17 protein-coding genes are annotated in these 17858 nt (G+C 68.4%); 4 read left to right on the top strand and 13 right to left on the bottom strand.

Going from position 1 to position 17858, the window contains the following annotated elements; translation table 11 throughout:
* Positions 1-13 precede the first annotated feature (13 nt).
* Positions 14-1423 carry an amidase gene (locus tag ACSFBE_RS11970; RefSeq protein ID WP_435490611.1) on the bottom strand — a complete coding sequence of 470 codons (1410 nt, stop codon included), beginning with the start codon at positions 1421-1423 and terminating at the stop codon, positions 14-16.
* Between the two features lie 114 nt (positions 1424-1537).
* Between ACSFBE_RS11970 and ACSFBE_RS11965 the strand changes: the two genes are divergently transcribed.
* Together ACSFBE_RS11965 and ACSFBE_RS11960 are read left to right on the top strand one after the other, a co-directional pair.
* Complete coding sequence (locus ACSFBE_RS11965) at positions 1538-2461, top strand: LysR family transcriptional regulator (RefSeq protein ID WP_435490610.1); 924 nt, start codon at positions 1538-1540, stop codon at positions 2459-2461.
* A 31-nt stretch (positions 2462-2492) separates the two neighbouring features.
* Entirely contained in the window at positions 2493-2972 is a 480-nt protein-coding gene (locus ACSFBE_RS11960) for an acyl-CoA thioesterase (protein WP_435490609.1), read from the top strand.
* 4 nt (positions 2973-2976) lie between these two features.
* Here the strand turns inward: ACSFBE_RS11960 and fahA are convergent, their stop codons facing one another.
* From fahA to hmgA, 3 genes are read right to left on the bottom strand one after another with little or no spacing between them, the layout of a single operon-like run.
* The gene (fahA, locus tag ACSFBE_RS11955; protein ID WP_435490608.1) at positions 2977-4254 is read right to left on the bottom strand and encodes a fumarylacetoacetase; all 1278 of its coding nucleotides are present in this window, start codon (positions 4252-4254) and stop codon (positions 2977-2979) included.
* Positions 4255-4263: 9 nt separating this feature from the next.
* Entirely contained in the window at positions 4264-5256 is a 993-nt protein-coding gene (locus ACSFBE_RS11950; RefSeq protein ID WP_435490607.1) for a Bug family tripartite tricarboxylate transporter substrate binding protein, read from the bottom strand.
* 53 nt (positions 5257-5309) lie between these two features.
* A complete protein-coding gene (hmgA, locus tag ACSFBE_RS11945; protein WP_435490606.1) occupies positions 5310-6668 on the bottom strand; it encodes a homogentisate 1,2-dioxygenase in 1359 nt (452 codons plus the stop codon).
* Positions 6669-6805: 137 nt separating this feature from the next.
* On the opposite strand from hmgA, the gene ACSFBE_RS11940 reads away from it, so the two are divergent.
* Complete coding sequence (locus ACSFBE_RS11940; protein WP_435490605.1) at positions 6806-7711, top strand: IclR family transcriptional regulator; 906 nt, start codon at positions 6806-6808, stop codon at positions 7709-7711.
* Between the two features lie 81 nt (positions 7712-7792).
* Here the strand turns inward: ACSFBE_RS11940 and ACSFBE_RS11935 are convergent, their stop codons facing one another.
* Genes ACSFBE_RS11935 through ACSFBE_RS11895 form a run of 9 tightly spaced genes read right to left on the bottom strand, consistent with a single transcriptional unit; the run spans position 7793 to position 16716 of the window.
* The gene (locus tag ACSFBE_RS11935; RefSeq protein ID WP_435490604.1) at positions 7793-8494 is read right to left on the bottom strand and encodes an ABC transporter ATP-binding protein; all 702 of its coding nucleotides are present in this window, start codon (positions 8492-8494) and stop codon (positions 7793-7795) included.
* Complete coding sequence (locus tag ACSFBE_RS11930) at positions 8494-9249, bottom strand: ABC transporter ATP-binding protein (protein WP_435490603.1); 756 nt, start codon at positions 9247-9249, stop codon at positions 8494-8496. The genes ACSFBE_RS11935 and ACSFBE_RS11930 overlap by 1 nt, the downstream gene beginning before the upstream one ends.
* Positions 9246-10211, bottom strand: a complete 966-nt coding sequence (locus ACSFBE_RS11925; protein WP_435490602.1) for a branched-chain amino acid ABC transporter permease — start codon at positions 10209-10211, stop codon at positions 9246-9248. The genes ACSFBE_RS11930 and ACSFBE_RS11925 overlap by 4 nt, the downstream gene beginning before the upstream one ends.
* 1 nt (position 10212) lies before the next feature.
* On the bottom strand, positions 10213-11085 hold the full coding sequence (locus ACSFBE_RS11920; RefSeq protein WP_435490601.1) for a branched-chain amino acid ABC transporter permease: 873 nt from the start codon (positions 11083-11085) through the stop codon (positions 10213-10215).
* A 10-nt stretch (positions 11086-11095) separates the two neighbouring features.
* Complete coding sequence (locus ACSFBE_RS11915) at positions 11096-12265, bottom strand: ABC transporter substrate-binding protein (protein WP_435490600.1); 1170 nt, start codon at positions 12263-12265, stop codon at positions 11096-11098.
* Positions 12262-12999: an alpha/beta fold hydrolase gene (locus ACSFBE_RS11910; RefSeq protein WP_435490737.1), complete on the bottom strand. Its 738-nt coding sequence runs from the start codon at positions 12997-12999 to the stop codon at positions 12262-12264. Before ACSFBE_RS11910 ends, ACSFBE_RS11915 begins: the two co-directional genes overlap by 4 nt.
* Positions 13000-13058: 59 nt before the next feature.
* Positions 13059-14633, bottom strand: coding sequence for a benzoate-CoA ligase family protein (locus ACSFBE_RS11905; protein ID WP_435490599.1), 1575 nt, complete (start codon positions 14631-14633; stop codon positions 13059-13061).
* A 57-nt stretch (positions 14634-14690) separates the two neighbouring features.
* Positions 14691-16244, bottom strand: coding sequence for a 3,4-dehydroadipyl-CoA semialdehyde dehydrogenase (locus ACSFBE_RS11900; protein ID WP_435490598.1), 1554 nt, complete (start codon positions 16242-16244; stop codon positions 14691-14693).
* Between the two features lie 4 nt (positions 16245-16248).
* The gene (locus ACSFBE_RS11895) at positions 16249-16716 is read right to left on the bottom strand and encodes a 4-hydroxylaminobenzoate lyase (RefSeq protein ID WP_435490597.1); all 468 of its coding nucleotides are present in this window, start codon (positions 16714-16716) and stop codon (positions 16249-16251) included.
* Between the two features lie 209 nt (positions 16717-16925).
* Between ACSFBE_RS11895 and ACSFBE_RS11890 the strand changes: the two genes are divergently transcribed.
* Positions 16926-17828, top strand: coding sequence for a helix-turn-helix transcriptional regulator (locus ACSFBE_RS11890; protein WP_435490736.1), 903 nt, complete (start codon positions 16926-16928; stop codon positions 17826-17828).
* The last annotated feature ends 30 nt before the right edge of the window (positions 17829-17858 follow it).

Here is a 17858-nt window from a genome sequence, read left to right as displayed (position 1 = left end):
CGGCCTCGATCGCTCAGATGGCCAGCGTGGGCAAGGGACGGGAGGGCCGGTGCGCCGCCTCGAACAGCGCCGCGGCCTGCAGCAACTGCGCGTCGTCGCGGAAGCGGCCGACCAGCTGCATGCCGATCGGCAGGCCGTCGCGGTCCGCGCCGCAGGGCAGGCTGATCGCCGGATGGCCGGTGAGGTTGAAGGGCATCAGCCACGGGAACCAGTTCGGGCGGACTTCGGCGTAGGTCTGGCCGTCGATGTCGAGGCTACCGAACAGGTCCTGGTCGATCGGCAGTGCGGTGCGCGACAAGGTCGGCGTGAAGAGGAAGTCGTGGTCTTCGAACTTCGCTTGCACCTGGCGAAACAGCTGGGTGCGCTGGAACATCGCCTGCTGGAAGGCCACGCCGTCGACATGCTCGGCCAACGCCAGTTGCTGCAGCAGCGACGGACTCAGCTGGTCGCCATGGGCCTGCACCAGCGGGCCGAAGCGCCCGCGCCAGCTCGTGTGGTTGATGACGCGCCAGACGGGCTCGATGTCGAAGCCCTCGCTCGACATCGCCACCAACTCGGCGCCCAGCGCGCGCAAGGTGGCGAGCGACGCCTCGAACGCGGCCTGCACATCGGCAGCGATCGGCCGGCCCGCGGGCGTGGCGCAGAACAGGATGCGGCGACCCCGCAGATCGCCCGTCGCGAGCAGCGCGTCGGCGTAGCGCTGTGCCGGCACGCCCACGGACCACGGGTCGGACGCATGCGCGCCGGTCATGGCCTGCAGCATGAGCGCCGTGTCGGCCACGTTGCGGGTGGTCGGCGTGACGTAGGTGTAGTTGCCGAAGGCGTCCTGCACCTGGCTGTGGGGCACCACGCCCAGGCTCTGCTTCAGGCCGACCACGCCGTTGCAGGCCGCCGGGATGCGCGTCGAGCCGCCGCCATCGGTGGCGACCGCGAGCGGTGCGATGCCGGCGGCCATCGCCACGGCGGCGCCGCCGCTGGAGCCGCCGCTGGTCCGCAACGGGCTCCATGCATTGCGGGTGCGGCCGAAGAGCGGCGCGTCGGTCAGGCACTTGGCGCCGAATTCGGACGTGGTGGTCTTTCCGATCAGGATGCCGCCCGCCTGCCGCAGCCGCGCCACAGCCACCGCATCGCGCTCGGGCACATGGTCGCGGTGCAACACCGAGCCGTAGGTCGTGCGCACGCCAGCGGTGTCGACCAGGTCCTTGGCGGTGAAGGGAACGCCGTGCAACAGGCCGAGCGGCTCGCCGCGCAGGACAGCCGCTTCGGCGTCGCGCGCCTGCTGCAGGGCCTCTTCGTGGCACAGGGTGATGAAGCAATTCAGCTGCGGCTGCAGCGCATCGGCGCGGCGCAGCACGGCTTCGGTCACCTCCACCGGCGAGAGTTCTCGGCGGGCGATGCGCCGGCGCATCTCGGTGGCGGACATCGCGCAGAGGTCGGAGCCCGGCGGCTGTGGCAACAAATCTGTCATGCGCAAATGATTGCTGCACCGCAATATGCCGTCCAATACTGTTTTACCGAAAACACATATGGAATCCGTATGGGATCCGTGGACCTGAAAAGTCTTCGCTACTTCGTGGCGGTGGCCGAGGAGCGCAGCATCGGCCAGGCGGCGCGGCGCCTCAGCATGGCGCAGCCGCCGCTGTCGGTGCAGATCAAGAACCTCGAGAAGGCGCTGGGCACGCCGCTCTTCCGGCGCACGGCGCGCGGCATGGAGATCACCGACGCGGGCCAGGCGCTGTTCAGCCGGGCCAAGGAAGCCCTGCTGCTCGCCAGCGAAGGCGTCGACGCTGCGCGGGCCATCGGTTCGGGCCAGCGCGGGCGGCTGACGGTCGGGACCATGATCGTCCTGTCCTATCTCGTGCTGCCGCGCCTGGTCGACGTGCTCCGGCAACGGCTGCCGGATGTCGAGATCCAGTTCGCGGAACTGAACGCCGCGAACAAGGTGTCGGCCCTGGTCGATTCGAAGGTGACGGTGGCGCTGTGCATCCCGCCGGTCGCCCACCCGGGCATCACGGTGGAACGCATCGGCAGCCAGCCGCTGATGCTGGCCGTGCGGGCCGATTCGCCGCTCGCGCGGCTGTCGCGCGTGCCGATCGCGCGCCTGTCGGGCGAACCCCTCATCGGGCTGCCGGTGCCGGCCGGCGACACCGACCAATCGGTGGTGGCGTCGCTGCTGCGCCGGCACGAGGTCAGCATGCCGATCGCGCACCGTGTCGAGACCACCGTGTCGGCGCTGGCGCTGGTGCTCGCGGGCAAGGGCGGCGCGATCCTGCCGGCCTGTGCGCAGATCGGCAAACCGCCGGGCGTGGTGTTCAGGCGCTTTCGCGATGTCGAAGCGACGATGGACATCGCCGCCTGCTGGCGCAGCGACTGGGACAGCCCGCTGATCGAACCCTTCGTGGCGTGCGCGCGAACGGCGCTGCGCGAGGCCGATGCAGCGTCGGGCCTCGCCCGCACATAATCCGCTTCCTCCGCCCCACGAAAAAACCGCCATGTCCTCCATCACCCTGCGCTTCCTGGCCGAACCGAGCACCGTCAACTTTGGCGGCAAGGTCCATGGCGGCACCGTCATGAAGTGGATCGACGAGGCCGGCTATGCCTGCGCCACCAGTTGGTCGAAGCGCTATTGCGTGACGGTCTTCATCGGCAGCATCCGCTTCCACCGTCCGATCATGATCGGCGACCTGGTGGAAGTCGAAGCGCGCCTGGTCTACACCGGCCGCACCAGCATGAACATCTCGGTGGAGGTGCGCAGCGGCGACATGAAGGGCGGCGGCATGCACAAGACGACCGAATGCCTGATCGTCTTCGTCTCGGTCGATTCGCACGGCCAGCCGCTGCCGGTCGACGGCTTCACGCCGGCCACGCCGGGCGAGATGGCACTGGCCGAACGGGCGCGGGCGCACCTCGATGCAAGCCGCGCCGCGGGGGTTTCGGCGCCGGCGCCCGCCCCCACCGACTCTCAGCTCTGACGGTTCAGCCGGCGGCCGGCATCACGGTGCCGCTGACCTCGCCCAGCCCGATGCGCACCGCGCCGTCGCGCTCGCAGTAGCCGCGCAGCGTCAGCGTGTCGCCGTCTTCCAGGAACGTGCGGCGCTCGCCGTTGGGCAGCGTCATCGGCTGCTTGCCGCCCAAGGTGATCTCCAGCAGCGAGCCGGCTTCTTCCAGCGTCGGGCCCGACAGCGTGCCCGAGCCCAGCAAGTCACCCGGTTGCAGGTTGCAGCCGTTGACCGTGTGGTGCGTGACGAGCTGCGCGGCCGTCCAGTAGGCGGCCTGCGTGGTGTTGCCGCGCGTCAGGCGCGTGGCGGGCTCGCCGGCTTCACGCATCTTCGCGGTCTGCAGCCAGACCTCGAGCGTGATGGCCAGTGCGCCGCTGTCGCGGTTAGCGGGCGAGTCGAGATACGCCATCGGCTGCGGGTCGCCCGCGGGACGCTCGAACTTGGCGCGGAAGGGCGCGAGCGCTTCCATCGTGACGATCCAGGGCGACAGCGTGGACGCGAAGTTCTTCGCGAGGAAAGGGCCGAGCGGCTGGTATTCCCAGGCCTGCAGGTCGCGCGCCGACCAGTCGTTGAGCAGCGTCACGCCGAACAGGTGCTGCTCGGCATCGCCGATGGCAATGGGCGTGCCCAGGTCGTTGCCGCGGCCGATGAGGAAGCCGAGCTCGAGCTCGTAGTCGAGCCGCTTCGACGGGCCGAAGCTGGGCTCCGGCGCATCGGGCGCCTTGGTCTGGCCCTGCGGGCGCTTGAACTTCTGCCCGCTCACGCCGATGGAGGACGCACGGCCGTGGTAGCCGATGGGCACCCATTTGTAATTGGGCATCAGCGGCTGGTCGGGGCGGAACAGCTTGCCAACGGTGGTGGCGTGGTGGATGCCGGTGTAGAAGTCGGTGTAGTCGCCGATGCGGCAGGGCAGCGCCATCTCGACCGCCGCCTGCGCATACAGCGCGATCTCCCACTCGCCCTTTTTCGCGCTGCCGTTCTGCAGCCCTTCGGACAGTGCCGTGCGCAGCGCCGTGCGCTCCGCGGGCGTCGCGGCCATCAGGCGGTTCATGTCGGCATGGTCGACCACCTTCGCGGCCTGGAGGTCGAGCACCTGATCGCCGATGGCCACGCCGATGCGGAACGCCTCGTCGGTGCCGGCTGGTCGGAAGCGGCCGAAGGGCAGGTTCTGGATGGGGAAGTCGGCGCCCGCGGCGTTGGCGGAGTCGACCCAGCTGCGCAGCTCCGGGTCATGGGTGGCGTTGCGTGTGGTCATGGGGTTCTTTCAGTCTGCGGTCATGCCAGCCTTCTTGGCGACGTCGCCGAGGCGTTGGTATTCGGATTGGGTGAGCTTCGTCAGCGCTTCGGCCGATGAGCCGCGCGGCGAGAAGCCGGCCTGCGTGAGCTTGTCCTTCACCTCGGGCAGCACAAGCGCTTCGGTGAAGGCATCGTTCAGCGCCTTGACGATCGGGGCCGGCAGGTGGGCCGGCGCATACACGCCGAACCACGGGTCGAGCGCGTAGCCCTTCAGACCCGCCTCTGCGAGCGTCGGCACGTCAGGCAGCGAGGGCGAACGCGCCGAGCCGGCCACCGCCAGCGCGCGCAGCTTGCCGGCCTGGATGTGCGGCAGCGACGCGGGCAGGTTGTCGAACATCACGCCGATGGTGTTGCCCAGCATGTCGTTGATGGCCGGGCCGCTGCCTTTGTAGGCCACGTGCGTGAGTTCGGTGCCGGTCATCTGCGCGAACATCACGCCGGCCAGGTTCATCGAGGTGCCGGCGCCCGCCGTGGCATAGGGCAGGCCGGGCGTCTTCTTGGCGGCGGCGATCAGTTCGGCCACGCTCTGGATGGGCGAGGCGGCCGGCACTTCGAGCACGATGGTCGAGGTGCCCAGCAGGCTGATGGCGGTGAAGTCCTTGCGCGGATCGAAGGCCATCGACTTGTAGATGTGCGGGTTGAGCGCGTTGGTCGAGATGGCGCCGAAGCCGATGGTGTAGCCATCGGGCGCGGCCTTGGCCACCGCGTCCATGCCGATGTTGCCGCCGGCACCGCCGCGGTTCTCGATGATCACCGGCTGGCCAAGTTTCTCCGACACCTTCTGGCCGACCGTGCGCGCCACCAGGTCGGTGGTGCCGCCGGCGGTGTAGGGCACGACGAAGCGGATCGGCTTGCTCGGGTAGTCGGCGGCCTGCGCGGTGGCGAAGGGCAGGCCGAGGCCGGCGGCGGCGGCGAGGGCGGCAAAGGTGGCGCGGCGGGTGAGGGTGGTGTTGGTGGTCAAGCGCATGTCTCTGTTGTTCTGGGTGAGTCGTCGGCAGGCCTCGAGGCGAGCCGCTATTTCTTGAATTGATCCTTGAGGCCGGCCCAGCAGTCGGCATAGTCCTGGTCCAGCGCCGGGCTCTGCATGGCGAAGGGCGTCGGCACGAAACGGTAGCGGCTCTCGAACATGAACGCCAGCGTGTTGTCGAGCTTCTGCGGTGCGAGGTTGGCGTGGCTGGCCTTGTCGAAGGCCTCTTCGTCGGGGCCGTGCGGCACCATCAGGTTGTGCAGGCTGGCTCCGCCGGGCTTGAAGCCGCCGGGCTTGGCGTCGTATTCGCCGTACACCAGGCCCATGAACTCGCTCATGAGGTTGCGGTGGTACCAGGGCGGACGGAAGGTGTCTTCCATCACCAGCCAGCGCGGCGGGAAGATCACGAAGTCGCAGTTGGCGGTGCCGGGCGTGTCGCTCGGCGAGGTGAGCACGGTGAAGATCGACGGGTCCGGATGGTCGAAGCTGATCGAGCCGATGGTCATGAAGTTGACCGTGTCGTACTTCACCGGCGCCAGGTTGCCGTGCCACGCCACCACGTTGAAGGGCGACTGCTTCATCGGCGCGCGCCAGAAGCGGCCACCGAATTTCTTCACCACTTCGTAGGGGCCGCCTGCTTCTTCGTAGGCCGCCACCGGCGCCTGGAAGTCCCGCGCATTGGCCAGGCCGTTGGAGCCGATCGGCCCGAGCTCGGGCAGCCGGAACTGCGCGCCGTAGTTTTCGCAGACATAGCCGCGCGACGCCCCATCGGGCAGCGCCACCTTGAAGGCGACGCCGCGCGGCAGCACCGCGATCTCGCCCGGCTTGACCTCCAGCACGCCGAGTTCGGTCGTGATGACGAGGCGGCCCTGCTGCGGCACCAGCAGCATCTCGCCGTCGGCGTTGACGAAGGCGCGGCGGTCCATGGAACGGGTGGCCAGGTACAGGTGCGCGGCGACGCCGGTCTGCACCTCGGCGTCGCCGTTGGCGGCCAGCGTGTGCATGCCGTCGACGAAATCGGCCTCGGCGCTCGAGGCGTCGAAGCCGAGCGGGCCCCAGCGCAGCGGCTCGGGCGGCAACGCCATGCCGCGGTCGGCACCGGTGGTCCAGAAGGGCTGCACGTAGGGCTGGTAGCGGCCCGACACCACCGAAGGCTGGCGGCGGTAGGCCCAGGTGCGGCGGTTCTCGTGGCGCGGCGCGGTGAAGGCGGTGCCGGAAATCAGTTCGGGGTACAGATCGAAGGGCGCGCGCTGCGGGCTGTTGCGGCCCTGCGGCAGCGCGCCGGCCACCGCCTCGCTGGCGTACTCGTTGCCGAAGCCGTGCTGGTAGCGCAGGGCGGCGCCCTGCGCCGGCGGCGTGCCGGCGTCGGCACGGGGGGGCGCTTGTTCGACCAATGCGTCGGGCATGGTTGTCTCCACGGTTGATTCGTCTAAACCAAATCGGTTCGATGTACACGAATGTCGGCAGTGTAATCCGGCCGATGCTTCATGTCTAATCCGTTCTCCATCAACGAACGACCGAAGGACGGCGAGGAACCCCAGCCATGGCCACCGACACCCCCAGCGACCGCGCCCAGCGCGGCATCCAGAGCATCGAGGTGGGCGGCCAGTTGCTGCGCGCGCTGGTCCACCACGGCCGTCCGATGGCGCTGAAGGACCTGGCCCGCGATGCCGACATGACGGCCGCCAAGGCGCACCCGTACATGGTCAGCTTCGGCCGGCTCGGCCTGATCGAGCAGGACGCTGCCAACGGCCACTATCGACTCGGCCCGCTCGCCTTGCAACTGGGGCTGATCGGGCTGCAGCAGGCCGACCCGGTGCACATCGCCGCGCCGCTGATGGCGCCGCTGGCGCAGGAGATCGGCCAGACCGTCGGCCTGGCCGTCTGGGGCGCGCGCGGCGCGACCATGGTGCACATCGCCGAAGCACCCTCGCCGGTGCATGTGAGCCTGCGTCATGGCACGGTGTTCTCGCTGACGCGCACCGCGTCGGGCCGGCTGTTCGCCGCCTACCTGCCGGCCGCCGAGGTGCGCAGGATGCTGGAAGACGAGCGCCGCCGCGAGAAGCAGCGCAAGGCCGACGCGCCGGTGCCGGCCGGCCTGCCGCCGGTGCAGCCGCTGCCGTCGTGGAGCGCCTTCGAAGCGCAGCTCGACGAGGTGCGCGCCCACGGCGCCAGTCGATCGGAGAACGAGGTGATCCCCGGCGTGAGCGCGATGGCAGCGCCGGTGTTCGACCACACCGGCGCCATCGTGCTGGCGGTAACGGCGATCGGGCCGTCGGGCATCTTCGACACCCGATGGGCGGGGTCGGTGGCGACGGCCCTCACGCGCTGTGCGCGCCGGGTGTCCGACCGCCTCGGCACTCCCGCCCGGGCCGCGAGCGGGGGCGACAAAAGCGCGTCGAACGCATCGCGAGGGCCTTCAAAGATGCCGGCCAACGCCGAAGACTAGGCATGCCCACCCTCTCGTTCGTAGTGGCCGCTGCCGGGTCTGGTCGACGACGGGGCCGTTAAAGCCGCCCAGGTTGCAGCTTCAGACGCCGAGCCAACTTGCAAGGGCACCAGAATCCTTGGCGAGTGGTGCCGACTCCGACGCCAGCACGATGCGCCCCTTCTCCATCACGATCACGTGGTCGGTATGCGCCAGCACCTTGCGCCAATCGCGGTCGACGATCAGCGTGGCGATGCCGGTGCTGCGGATGTCTGCGATGACGCGCCAGATCTCCGCGACGATCAGCGGGGCCAGGCCCTCGGTCGCCTCGTCGAGGATGAGCAGACGCGGGTTGGTCATCAAGGCCCGGCCGATCGACAGCATCTGCTGCTCGCCGCCCGACAACTGCTGGCCGCCGTGCGAGAGGCGTTCGGTGAGCCGCGGGAAGGTCGCCATCACGCGGTCGAAGGTCCAGGCGCGTCGCCCATCCAGGCCGGCCCGCTCGCTCATCAGCAGGTTCTCCCGCACCGACAGGTTGGGGAAGATGCCGCGGCCTTCGGGCACGTAGCCGATCCCCTGGCGCGCCATCTTCTCGGGCGTCCAGCCGGTCACGTCGCGGCCGTCGAGAAGCACGCGGCCGGAGGCCGGCCGCACGTAGCCCATCAGCGTGCGGATCAGCGTGGTCTTGCCCATGCCGTTGCGCCCGAGCAGGCCGAGCGAGGTGGCGGCAGGGTGCACGGCATCGACGCCACGCAGGATGTGGCTGTCGCCGTAGTAGGTGTGGATGGCTTCGACCTGCAGCATCAATGTCCTCCCTCGTCGCCCAAGTAGGCCTCGCGCACCGCCCGGTCCTGGCGGATCGTGGCGGGGTCGCCGCTGGCGATGACCGCGCCATTGACCATCACGGTGATGCGGTCGGCGATGCGGAAGACCGCGTCCATGTCGTGCTCGACGAGCAGGATGGCATGGGACGCTTTCAGGTGCGTGAGCAAGGCCAGCATCCGATCGGTCTCTTCCGCGCCCATGCCCGCCAGCGGTTCGTCCAGCAGCAGAACGCGCGGCTTCGTCGCCAGGCACATCGCGACCTCGAGCTGCCGCTTGGCGCCGTGGCTCATCGTGCCTGCAATCTGGTGGGCCTCGGCGGCGAGCCCGGCGGCCTGCAATGCTTCGTCGGCGGCGGCGTTGCTGGCCGTGCAGCCGCGCGAAGCCTGCCAGATCGCCCAGGGGCGCGGCGTCGCGGCCTGAGCGGCGAGGCGGCAGTTCTCGTGCACCGTGAACTCGGGGAAGATGGTCGTGCGCTGGTAGCTGCGGCCCACGCCGTCGCGGGCCCGGCGCGATTGCGCACGGGTGGTGATGTCTTCGCCGGCCAGTGCGATGCGACCGTCCGACGCCTCGATCTCGCCCGAGAGCATGTTGATCAGCGTCGACTTGCCCGCGCCGTTGGTGCCGATCACGGCGTGTACTTCGCCCCGTTGCAGATCGAGCGTCACGGCGTTGACCGCGACCAGACCACCGAAGCGGCGGGTGAGACCCTGCACCGTCATGAGCGCGCCGTTCATGGCGTCACCGCCTTCGGAAGCGGACTCGGAGAAATGCGTGCCGCCAGCCCGATCAGCCCCTTGGGCAGCAGCGCCACGAACACGATGATCGCGATGCCGAGCGTGAGCTGCCAATGGTCGGCCAGCGGCCCCACCAGCGCATGCGTACTCAGCACTTCCTTGAGCAGCGTGAAAGCCACGGCACCGATCACCGCGCCGCGCAGGTGGCCGAGGCCGCCGAGGATGATCATCAGCAGCACCTCGCCAGAGTTGTGCCAGGCCATGAGCTCCGGGTTGACCACACCGTCGCGCGAGGCCACGAGAAAGCCCGCGAGGCCGGCCAGCGCACCTGCGATCACGAAGGCCGCCAGCTTGTAGCCGTACACGGCGAAGCCGGCGGCGCGCATGCGCTGCTCGTTCACCCGGATGCCGGCCAGCGCCGCGCCGAAGCGCGATCGGCGGATGAGCGCGAGCAGGCCGTAGGTGCCGGCCAGCGCCGCGAGCACCCCATAGAACAGCACCCACCGGTTCTCCATGTCGATCGGCCCGAGCGAAGGCCGCACGTACATGTAGATGCCATCGCTGCCGCCACCCACCTTGGTGTCGTGGAACACGAAGAAGGCCATCTGCGCGAAGGCCAGCGTGACCATGATGAAGTACACGCCGCGCGTGCGCAGGCTCAGCGCGCCGACCACCAGCGCATACAGTGCAGCGCTGCCCATGGCCAGCGGCAGCAGCCAGGCGATGGAGCCGCCTTCGGCGCCGGAGCCCAGCACCGTCGCATAGGCGCCGATGCCGTAGAAGGCCGCGTGGCCGAGGCTCACCAGGCCGGTCATGCCGACCAGCAATTCGAGGCTCAGCGCGAAGATCGAGAGGATCATGACCTTGACGATCAGGTCCGACACGTAGGGGCTCAGCAGCGGGCCGAGCATGGCAAGGGCCAGCGCGCAGGCCAGCGGAATCCAGGCGGAAAAGTTCTTCATCTCAGGCCCTGCGTCCCATCAGTCCTTCGGGTCGCCAGATCAGCACGATGGCCATCAGCACGTACACCCCCATCCCGCTCAGTTCGGCGAAGAACACCTTGCCGAAGGTGTCGACGAAGCCCACCAGCAGCGACGCGACCAGCGCGCCGGTGATCGAGCCGATACCGCCGATCACCACCACCACGAAGCAGATGATCAGAACGCTCGCACCCATGTTCGGGTAGACCGATGACATCGGCGCGGCGATCATCCCGGCCAGCGCCGCGAGTGCCACGCCGGCCGCGAACACGATGCGATACAGCCGGCGGATGTCGATGCCCAGGCCGCGCACCATGTCGCGGTTGCTGGCACCGGCGCGGATCATCATGCCCAGCCGCGTGCGGTTCACCACCAGGTACAGGCCAATCGCCAGCACGATGCAGGCGGCCGACGCGAAGAGCCGATACCACGGATAGCTCATGAGGTCGCCGAGCGCGAAGCTGCCTTCGAGCCAGGGCGGGGCCTTGACGCCATGCACATCGTTGCCCACGAATATCGAGCGCAGCTCCTCGAAGACCAGGATGAGGCCGTAGGTCATCAGCACCTGCTGCAGATGGTCGCGCTGGTAGAGGTAGCTGAAGAAGGCCCACTCCAGCAGGTAGCCGAAGACGGCCGCGAGCACCACGCCCGCGGCCAGCATCACGATGAACTGGTCGCCGAAGAGCGGCGACAGCGCGAACGCCATGTAGGCGCCCAGCATGTAGAAGCTGCCGTGGGCCAGGTTGATCACGCCCATGATCCCGAAGATCAGCGTGAGGCCCGAGGCGACCAGAAACAGCAGCAAGCCGTACTGCACCGCGTTCAGGCACTGGACGAGAAAGGTTCCGAAGTCCACGGCGCGCGCCTTACATCTTGCAGCCGCGTGCCGGGTCGGCCAGGCCCTTGATGGCGACGCTCACCATCTTGTTCTCCTTGCCGTCGACCTTGCGCAGGTAGATGTCCTGCACCGGGTTGTGCGACTTGCCCACCGAGAAAGTGCCGCGCGGGCTGTCGATCTTCGCCTTCTCGACCGCGGCGGCGAACTCGGCCTTCTTCGAGATGTCGCCCTTGGTGGCGTCCAGCCCGATGGCGAGGATCTGCGCGGCGTCGTAGCCCTGCACGGCATACACGTCGGGCTGCAGCTTGAAGGCCTTGGCGTAGGCGGTGCGGAAGCTGGTGTCGCGCGGCGTGTTCATGCCGTCGGCGTAATGCAGTGTGGTCAGCATGCCCTGCGCGCTGTCGCCCTGTGCGTCGAGCGTTCCGTCGGTCAGAAAGCCCGGGCCGTACAGCGGAATGGTCTTGTTGAGGCCTGCGGCCGCATAGTCCTTGACGAACTTCACCGCGCCGCCGCCGGCGAAGAAGGCGTACACCGCATCGGGCTTGGCCGCAGCGATCTCGGTCAGCAGCGCCTGGAACTCGACGTTGGGGAAGGGCACGGTGAGCTGCTTCACGACCTGCCCCCCTGCTTTCTCGAAGCCCTCCTTGAAGCCGTTGGTCGACTCGTCGCCGGCGGCGTACTTCCAGGTGATGGTGATCGCCTTCTTCTTTTTTTCCTGCTTCGCCGCGACCTCGCCCATCGCGTAGGCCGGTTGCCAGTTGGAGAAGGAACTGCGGAAGATGTTGGGCGCACACATCGGCCCGGTCACGGCGTCGGCGCCTGCATTCGGCACGATCAGGGTCGTGCCGCTCTCCTTCGCGGCCTTGGCCATCGCCATGGCGACGCCGGAGTGCACGGTGCCGACGATGACGTCGACGTTGTCACGCTTGATGAGCTTGTTGACGTTGTCGGTCGCCTTGGCGGGGTCGGACTCGTCGTCGACCTTCACGTACTCGATCTCGCGGCCGCCGAGCTTGCCGCCTTGCTCCTCGACCCGCAGCTTGAAACCGTTCTCGATGGCCACGCCGAGCGCAGAGAAAGTGCCGCTGTACGGCAGCATCAGTCCGACCTTCAGCTTGCCCTGCTGGGCGTGGCCCATGGTGGCGATGCATGCGAGGGTGAGCGCTGTCAGCGCGGTACGAAGGTTCTTCTGGCTCATGGTTGTCTCCATTGATTGATGAACGAAACAGTTGCGTCTATCACCTGCTTGGGCTGGTCCCGGTGAGGGGAGTGGCCGCAGTCGGGCAATTCGAGAAGCCGCGTGTTGTCGACCCGCGATGCGATGCCGCGGATCTGCTGCAGGGTGCCGTATTCGTCGTCCACGCCCTGGATGGCCAGCACCGGGCAGTCGATGGCGTCGAGTTCGCGCTCGATGTTCCACTGGCGGAACGGCGGATGCAGCCAGATGCGGTTCCAGCCCCAGAAGGCCGAGTCGGCGTCGTCGTGATAGCGGCTGAGCTTCCGGGGCAAGTCGGTCTGCAGGTACGCAACGCGCGCCTGCTCGATGTTGTCGACCGTCACCTCTTCCACCAGGATGTGCGGCGCCAGCACCACGAGCCCGGCGACGCGCTGCGGAAAGCGTGCGGCGTACAGCAGCGCGATCGATCCGCCATCGCTATGGCCGAACAGCCAGGGCGGCTCGTCGATGCCCAGGGCCTCGAACAGTGGCGGCAGCACCTCGTGCGCCTGGCGATGCATGAAGTCGACGTCCCAGACTTCATCCGCATCGCGCGGCGTCGAGCGACCGTAGCCGGGGCGTGAGAAGACCAGCCCCCTGAAGCCGCCCGCATGGCACAGACGCTCCGGGAAATCCTTCCACATCGCGACCGAGCCCAGACCTTCGTGCAGAAAGACGACCAGGGGTGCACCCTCGTGTTCGGAGTCGATGCGCATGTACTCGACGCGCACGTCCCGCTCCCGCCAGCGAAGGGCGGCCCAGTGCGTCTCGCCGATCACGCGTGCTGCTCCTGCTCGCGCAACCGAAAGCGCTGGATCTTGCCGGTCGCGGTCTTGGGCAACTCGTCGACGAACTCGATGAAGCGCGGGTACTTGTAGGCCGCGAGATGCTGCTTCACGAAGGCCTTGAGCTCGTCGGCATCGACCGACTGGCCGGCCTTGCGAACCACGAAGGCCTTGGTCTTGGTCAGGCCGTCGCTGTCCTGCTTGCCGATGACGGCGGCTTCGAGCACCGCCGGATGCCGCATCAGCGTGGCCTCGACCTCGAAGGGCGAGACATAGATGCCGCTGACCTTGAGCATGTCGTCGCTGCGGCCGGCGTAGGTGTAGTAGCCGTCAGCGTCGCGCGAGTACTTGTCGCCACTCTGCGTCCAGCCGTCGCGAAAGGTCTGGGCGCTCTTTTCGGGGTTGCCCCAGTACATGAGCGCACTGCTCGGGCCCTTGATGTAGAGGTCGCCGACCTCGCCGTCCGGCACCGGGCGGCCGTCTTCTCCACGCAGCTCGATCTGGTAACCGTCCACGGGGCGGCCCGTGGTGCCGTAGCGGATGTCGCCAGGCCGGTTGGAGATGAAGATGTGCAGCATCTCGGTGGAGCCGATGCCGTCGATGATCTCGCAGCCAAAGTGGGCCTTGAAGCGCTGGGCGATCTCGCTGGGCAGCGCTTCGCCCGCGGAGGAACACATGCGCAGAGACACGCTGTCTCGCGCCGGCAGGGCGGGCGATGCGAGCATCCCCGCGAAGCCGGTGGGTGCACCGAAGAAGACGGTGGGTTTCACGCCTGACGCTTCAGCTGGAAGCGCCGCGCCGATCCAGCGCTTGAAGGTCGCGTCGGGCGTCGGCCGCTCGGCCATCAGCACGACGGTCGCGCCGACCGACAGCGGGAAGGTCAGTCCGTTGCCCAGGCCGTAGGCGAAGTACAGCTTGGCGGCGGAGAAGCAGACGTCGTCCTCGGTGAGAGCGAGCACCGGCTTGCCGTAGAGCGCTGCCGTCCACCACGGGTTGCCGTGCGTGTGGACCGTGCCCTTGGGCCGGCCGGTCGAGCCCGACGAGTAGAGCCAGAAGGCGTGGTCCTGCGGGCCGGTCGCGGCGGGCCGGTCTTGCGGCGGATGCGAGCCGATGACCGCGTCCAGGTCGCTCGCGCCGTGGGGCAGCGCCGCCGTGGGTTGCGACACGAAGAGGTGCCGCAGCGAGTGCGGCGACTTCGACATGGCGTCCTGCAACACCGGCAGCAAAGCCCCCGAGACGAGGGCCGCGACAGCGCCGCTGTGCTCGAGCATGTACGCATAGTCGTCGGCTGTGAGCAAGGTGTTGACCGCGACGGGCACCACGCCGGCGTAGAGGCATCCCAGGAAGCTCACCGGCCAGTCGTTGGTGTCGAGCTGCAGCAGCAGCACGCGCTCTTCGCGTTGCACGCCCGCCGACTGCAGCGCGCTGGCCAGGCGGCGGGCCCGGTCTTCCAGGGCGCCGTAGCTGAGCGTTCCACGGTCGTCGATGTACGCCAGCTTGGACGCGCGCCCGCGGTTGAGCGCGAACAGGTGTTCGGCGAAATTGAAGTCGTTCGGCAAGCTCATCGTGTGTCTCCTGGGTGCGGCGCGGTGGTGCGCTCTTTTGTGTTTGTGCGCGAGCGGCTAAGTCAAGCCCAGCGCCGCCAGCACCGCCGGGCTCCCCTGCACCGCGCTGCGGCGGTGATAGAAGTCCAGCGCCCGCATGCCGCCCAACTCCGCGCCGCCGCCGGCCCGGCCTGGGCCGCCATGCAGCGACATCGGCATGACGTTGCCGTGGCCGGTGTGGGTCTGCGCGACCTCGGGGCTGACGACGTGCACGCGACCGTGGCTGGCCGCGACCTGTATCGCCACGCGTGCCAGCGCCGCGTCGTCGCTGCCGTAGAGCGAGGTGACCAGCGAGCCCTGTCCGCGATGCGCCAATGCGATCGCATGGTCGATGTCGCGGTAGGCGAGCAGCGTGGCGACGGGGCCGAAGACTTCGACGTCGTGGACGCTGTCCGCGGCGTCCGCGTCTTTCGCGCCCAGCAGCACTGGGCCGATGCAGGCCGCGATGGCGGGGTCGGCATCGATCAGCGGCTGCGCGCTGCCGTCATGCAGCGTGGTGGTTTGCCGCTGCAGGATCGCCAGGCCGTCGCGCACCGCGTTCAGCTGCGAGCGGCTCACCAGCGAGCCCATGCGAACGCTCTCGTTACGCGGATTGCCGACCGTGACGCCGCGCAGCTTGGCGTCGATGGCCTCGGCCGCCGCGTCGTAGACGGTGGCCGGCACGAGGATGCGGCGGATGGCGGTGCACTTCTGGCCGCTCTTGACGGTCATCTCGCGCACGACCTCGCGCACCAGCAGGTTGAAGGCGTCGGTGCCCGGCGCGGCATCGGGCAGCAGCAGCGCGGAATTCAGGCTGTCCGCCTCGATGTTGACGCGCACCGAGCGCTGCGCCATGGCCGCGTGCAAGCGGATCAGCGCGCCGGTCTCGGCCGAGCCGGTGAAGGAGACGACATCGAAAGGCTGCAGCTGATCCATCAGCCCGTTCGAGCTGCCGCAAATCACCGAGAGCGCGCCGGCCGGCAGCACGCCGGCGTCGATCACGTCCCGCACCATGCGCTGGGTGAGCCAGGCGGTCGAGGTGCCGGGCTTGACGATCACCGGAACGCCCGACAGCAGGGCGGGCGCCGCCTTCTCCCACAGTCCCCAGGCCGGGAAGTTGAAGGCGTTGATGAAGAGCGCGACGCCGCGCGTGGGGACCTGGAGGTGCTGCGACAGGAACACCGGCTCCTTGCCCAGTTTGACCGCGTCGCCGTCGCGCAGTGCGTGCACGTCGCCCAGCGCATCGCCCCACTTCGCGTACTGGCCCAGCGTGAAGATCGCACCGTCGATGTCCACGGCCGAGTCGTTCTTCACCGTGCCCGAGTTGGCGGTGGCGATGTCGTAATAGCTGTCGCGGTGCGTCTGCAGGACCTTGACGATGGCGGCGAGCAGTCCGGCACGCTGGCGATAGCTCAGCGTACGCAACGCGGCGCCGCCGACATCGCGTGCGAAGCCGAAGACCGCGGGCAGGTCGATCCCGGTCGCGTCGACGCGCGCCAGCTCGGTGCCGAGCACCGGGTCGAACAGCGGCACGCCGGCGCCGCTGCCGGTTTGCCAGCGACCGCCGACGTGGTTGGGGAGAAGCTCGGTCATGGTGTCAGGCCCGGGTGAACTGGATCTGCCCTTCGGGCAACAGGTAAAGGATGAGCGCCCGGCCGTTGCCGACGGTCGGATGGTGGGCGCTGCCCGGCGGGTACACGCACCAGCCGGCCGGTCGGCCGTCGAAGGTGGCGTCGCCCTCGATCGGCATGATCAGGTCGATCTCGCCGTTGGGATGCGTGTGGTGCGGGCCGGCGAGGTTGGCCATGTCGACCACGTCCACCGAGAAGCGCTGGAGGGCGTCCTCCGGCTTGAAGGGGCGGCCATAGCGGATACCGCCGCCTTCGCGTTCGCAGAGCCACCCGTCGGCCACGCCCTCGATGCAGGCCGATTTAAGCTGGGCATAGGTCTGGCTGCTGGCACCGTGCTGCTCGTTGAGCCAGCGGTCCAGTGCCTCGTCCAGCGGCCGGCCGGCAATCTGCGCGCTGAGCCCGGCGATGAGTTGATGAAAATCTTGCTTGGACATGTCGTCTCTGGCGGCTTGTTGTTCGTAGGGTTCGGCGCTGTTGCAGCTTTCGATGGGCTGCATTATCTTGCGCTAGATCAAACAATAAGCAGCAATATGAAGCATGTCAAGCAACATAATGCATGTATGGCGTTTACCCTGAGCGCGCATGATCGAGGTATCGAATGAGGAGTCCCATGAGTGAGGAAGCAGTGCGGAGTGGTGATGCAATGGCGGGCGCTGCTGATGCGGCGATGCTGGAGGCCGCGCGTAATCCACTGCTCGCCGTGCTGGGCGAGCGCGTTCGCAGCCTGCGTGCCCAACGCGGGCTCACGCGAAAGGCCGTGGCCGTCGCGGCGGAGGTGTCGGAGCGGCACCTGGCCAATCTCGAGTACGGCACAGGCAATGCGTCGATCCTGGTGCTCCAGCAGGTCGCGCAGGCGCTGCACTGCTCGCTGGCCGAACTGGTTGGCGACGTCACGACCAGTTCGCCCGAATGGTTGCTGATTCGCGAACTGCTCGAGCACCGCAGTGAAGCCGACTTGCGTCGTGCCCGCATCGCGCTGGGTGAGCTTCTGGGCAGCGGCCGCGGAGATTCGGCGCGGCATCGCCGCATTGCGCTGATCGGCCTGCGCGGCGCTGGAAAGTCGACACTTGGCCCCATGCTCGCGCAGGACCTCGATGTGCCTTTCATCGAGCTGAGTCGGGCGATTGAACAACTCGCCGGTTGCAGCGTGCGCGAGATCCACGACCTCTATGGCACCAACGCCTATCGCCGCTACGAGCGGCGCGCGCTCGAGGAAACCGTGCAGATCCATGGTGAGGTGGTGATCGCTACGCCGGGGGGCATCGTGTCGGACCCTTCCACCTTCAACGAGCTGCTATCGCACTGCACGACGGTCTGGCTGCGTGCGGCGCCCGAGGAGCACATGGGGCGCGTCGTGGCGCAGGGCGACACACGTCCCATCGCTGCCAGCAAGGAGGCGATGGAGGACTTGCATCGCATCCTCGACGGGCGTGCGGCGTTCTACTCCAAGGCCGACCTGTCGGTCGACACCAGTGGCCAAACGCTGGCCCAGAGCTTCGAGGTATTGCGCGGCACCGTGCGCGCGGCGATCGCATCCGCCACGTAGCGACTCCGTCGGCGATCACCGCCTCTCCGG

Source organism: Variovorax sucrosi, assembly GCF_051216635.1.
Taxonomy (GTDB): Bacteria; Pseudomonadota; Gammaproteobacteria; order Burkholderiales; family Burkholderiaceae_C; genus Variovorax.
This window is presented reverse-complemented; position numbering and strand designations above follow the sequence as displayed.

Excerpts from the sequence above, each read along its gene's own strand:
- ACSFBE_RS11970 (WP_435490611.1), bottom strand. The coding sequence starts at position 1,423 with ATGTCCGCCACCGAGATGCGCCGGCGCATCGCCCGCCGAGAACTCTCG.
- ACSFBE_RS11965 (WP_435490610.1), top strand. The coding sequence starts at position 1,538 with ATGGGATCCGTGGACCTGAAAAGTCTTCGCTACTTCGTGGCGGTGGCC.
- ACSFBE_RS11960 (WP_435490609.1), top strand. The coding sequence starts at position 2,493 with ATGTCCTCCATCACCCTGCGCTTCCTGGCCGAACCGAGCACCGTCAAC.
- fahA (WP_435490608.1), bottom strand. The coding sequence starts at position 4,254 with ATGACCACACGCAACGCCACCCATGACCCGGAGCTGCGCAGCTGGGTC.
- hmgA (WP_435490606.1), bottom strand. The coding sequence starts at position 6,668 with ATGCCCGACGCATTGGTCGAACAAGCGCCCCCCCGTGCCGACGCCGGC.
- ACSFBE_RS11940 (WP_435490605.1), top strand. The coding sequence starts at position 6,806 with ATGGCCACCGACACCCCCAGCGACCGCGCCCAGCGCGGCATCCAGAGC.
- ACSFBE_RS11935 (WP_435490604.1), bottom strand. The coding sequence starts at position 8,494 with ATGCTGCAGGTCGAAGCCATCCACACCTACTACGGCGACAGCCACATC.
- ACSFBE_RS11930 (WP_435490603.1), bottom strand. The coding sequence starts at position 9,249 with ATGAACGGCGCGCTCATGACGGTGCAGGGTCTCACCCGCCGCTTCGGT.
- ACSFBE_RS11925 (WP_435490602.1), bottom strand. The coding sequence starts at position 10,211 with ATGAAGAACTTTTCCGCCTGGATTCCGCTGGCCTGCGCGCTGGCCCTT.
- ACSFBE_RS11915 (WP_435490600.1), bottom strand. The coding sequence starts at position 12,265 with ATGAGCCAGAAGAACCTTCGTACCGCGCTGACAGCGCTCACCCTCGCA.
- ACSFBE_RS11910 (WP_435490737.1), bottom strand. The coding sequence starts at position 12,999 with ATGCGCATCGACTCCGAACACGAGGGTGCACCCCTGGTCGTCTTTCTG.
- ACSFBE_RS11905 (WP_435490599.1), bottom strand. The coding sequence starts at position 14,633 with ATGAGCTTGCCGAACGACTTCAATTTCGCCGAACACCTGTTCGCGCTC.
- ACSFBE_RS11900 (WP_435490598.1), bottom strand. The coding sequence starts at position 16,244 with ATGACCGAGCTTCTCCCCAACCACGTCGGCGGTCGCTGGCAAACCGGC.
- ACSFBE_RS11895 (WP_435490597.1), bottom strand. The coding sequence starts at position 16,716 with ATGTCCAAGCAAGATTTTCATCAACTCATCGCCGGGCTCAGCGCGCAG.
- ACSFBE_RS11890 (WP_435490736.1), top strand. The coding sequence starts at position 16,926 with ATGGCGGGCGCTGCTGATGCGGCGATGCTGGAGGCCGCGCGTAATCCA.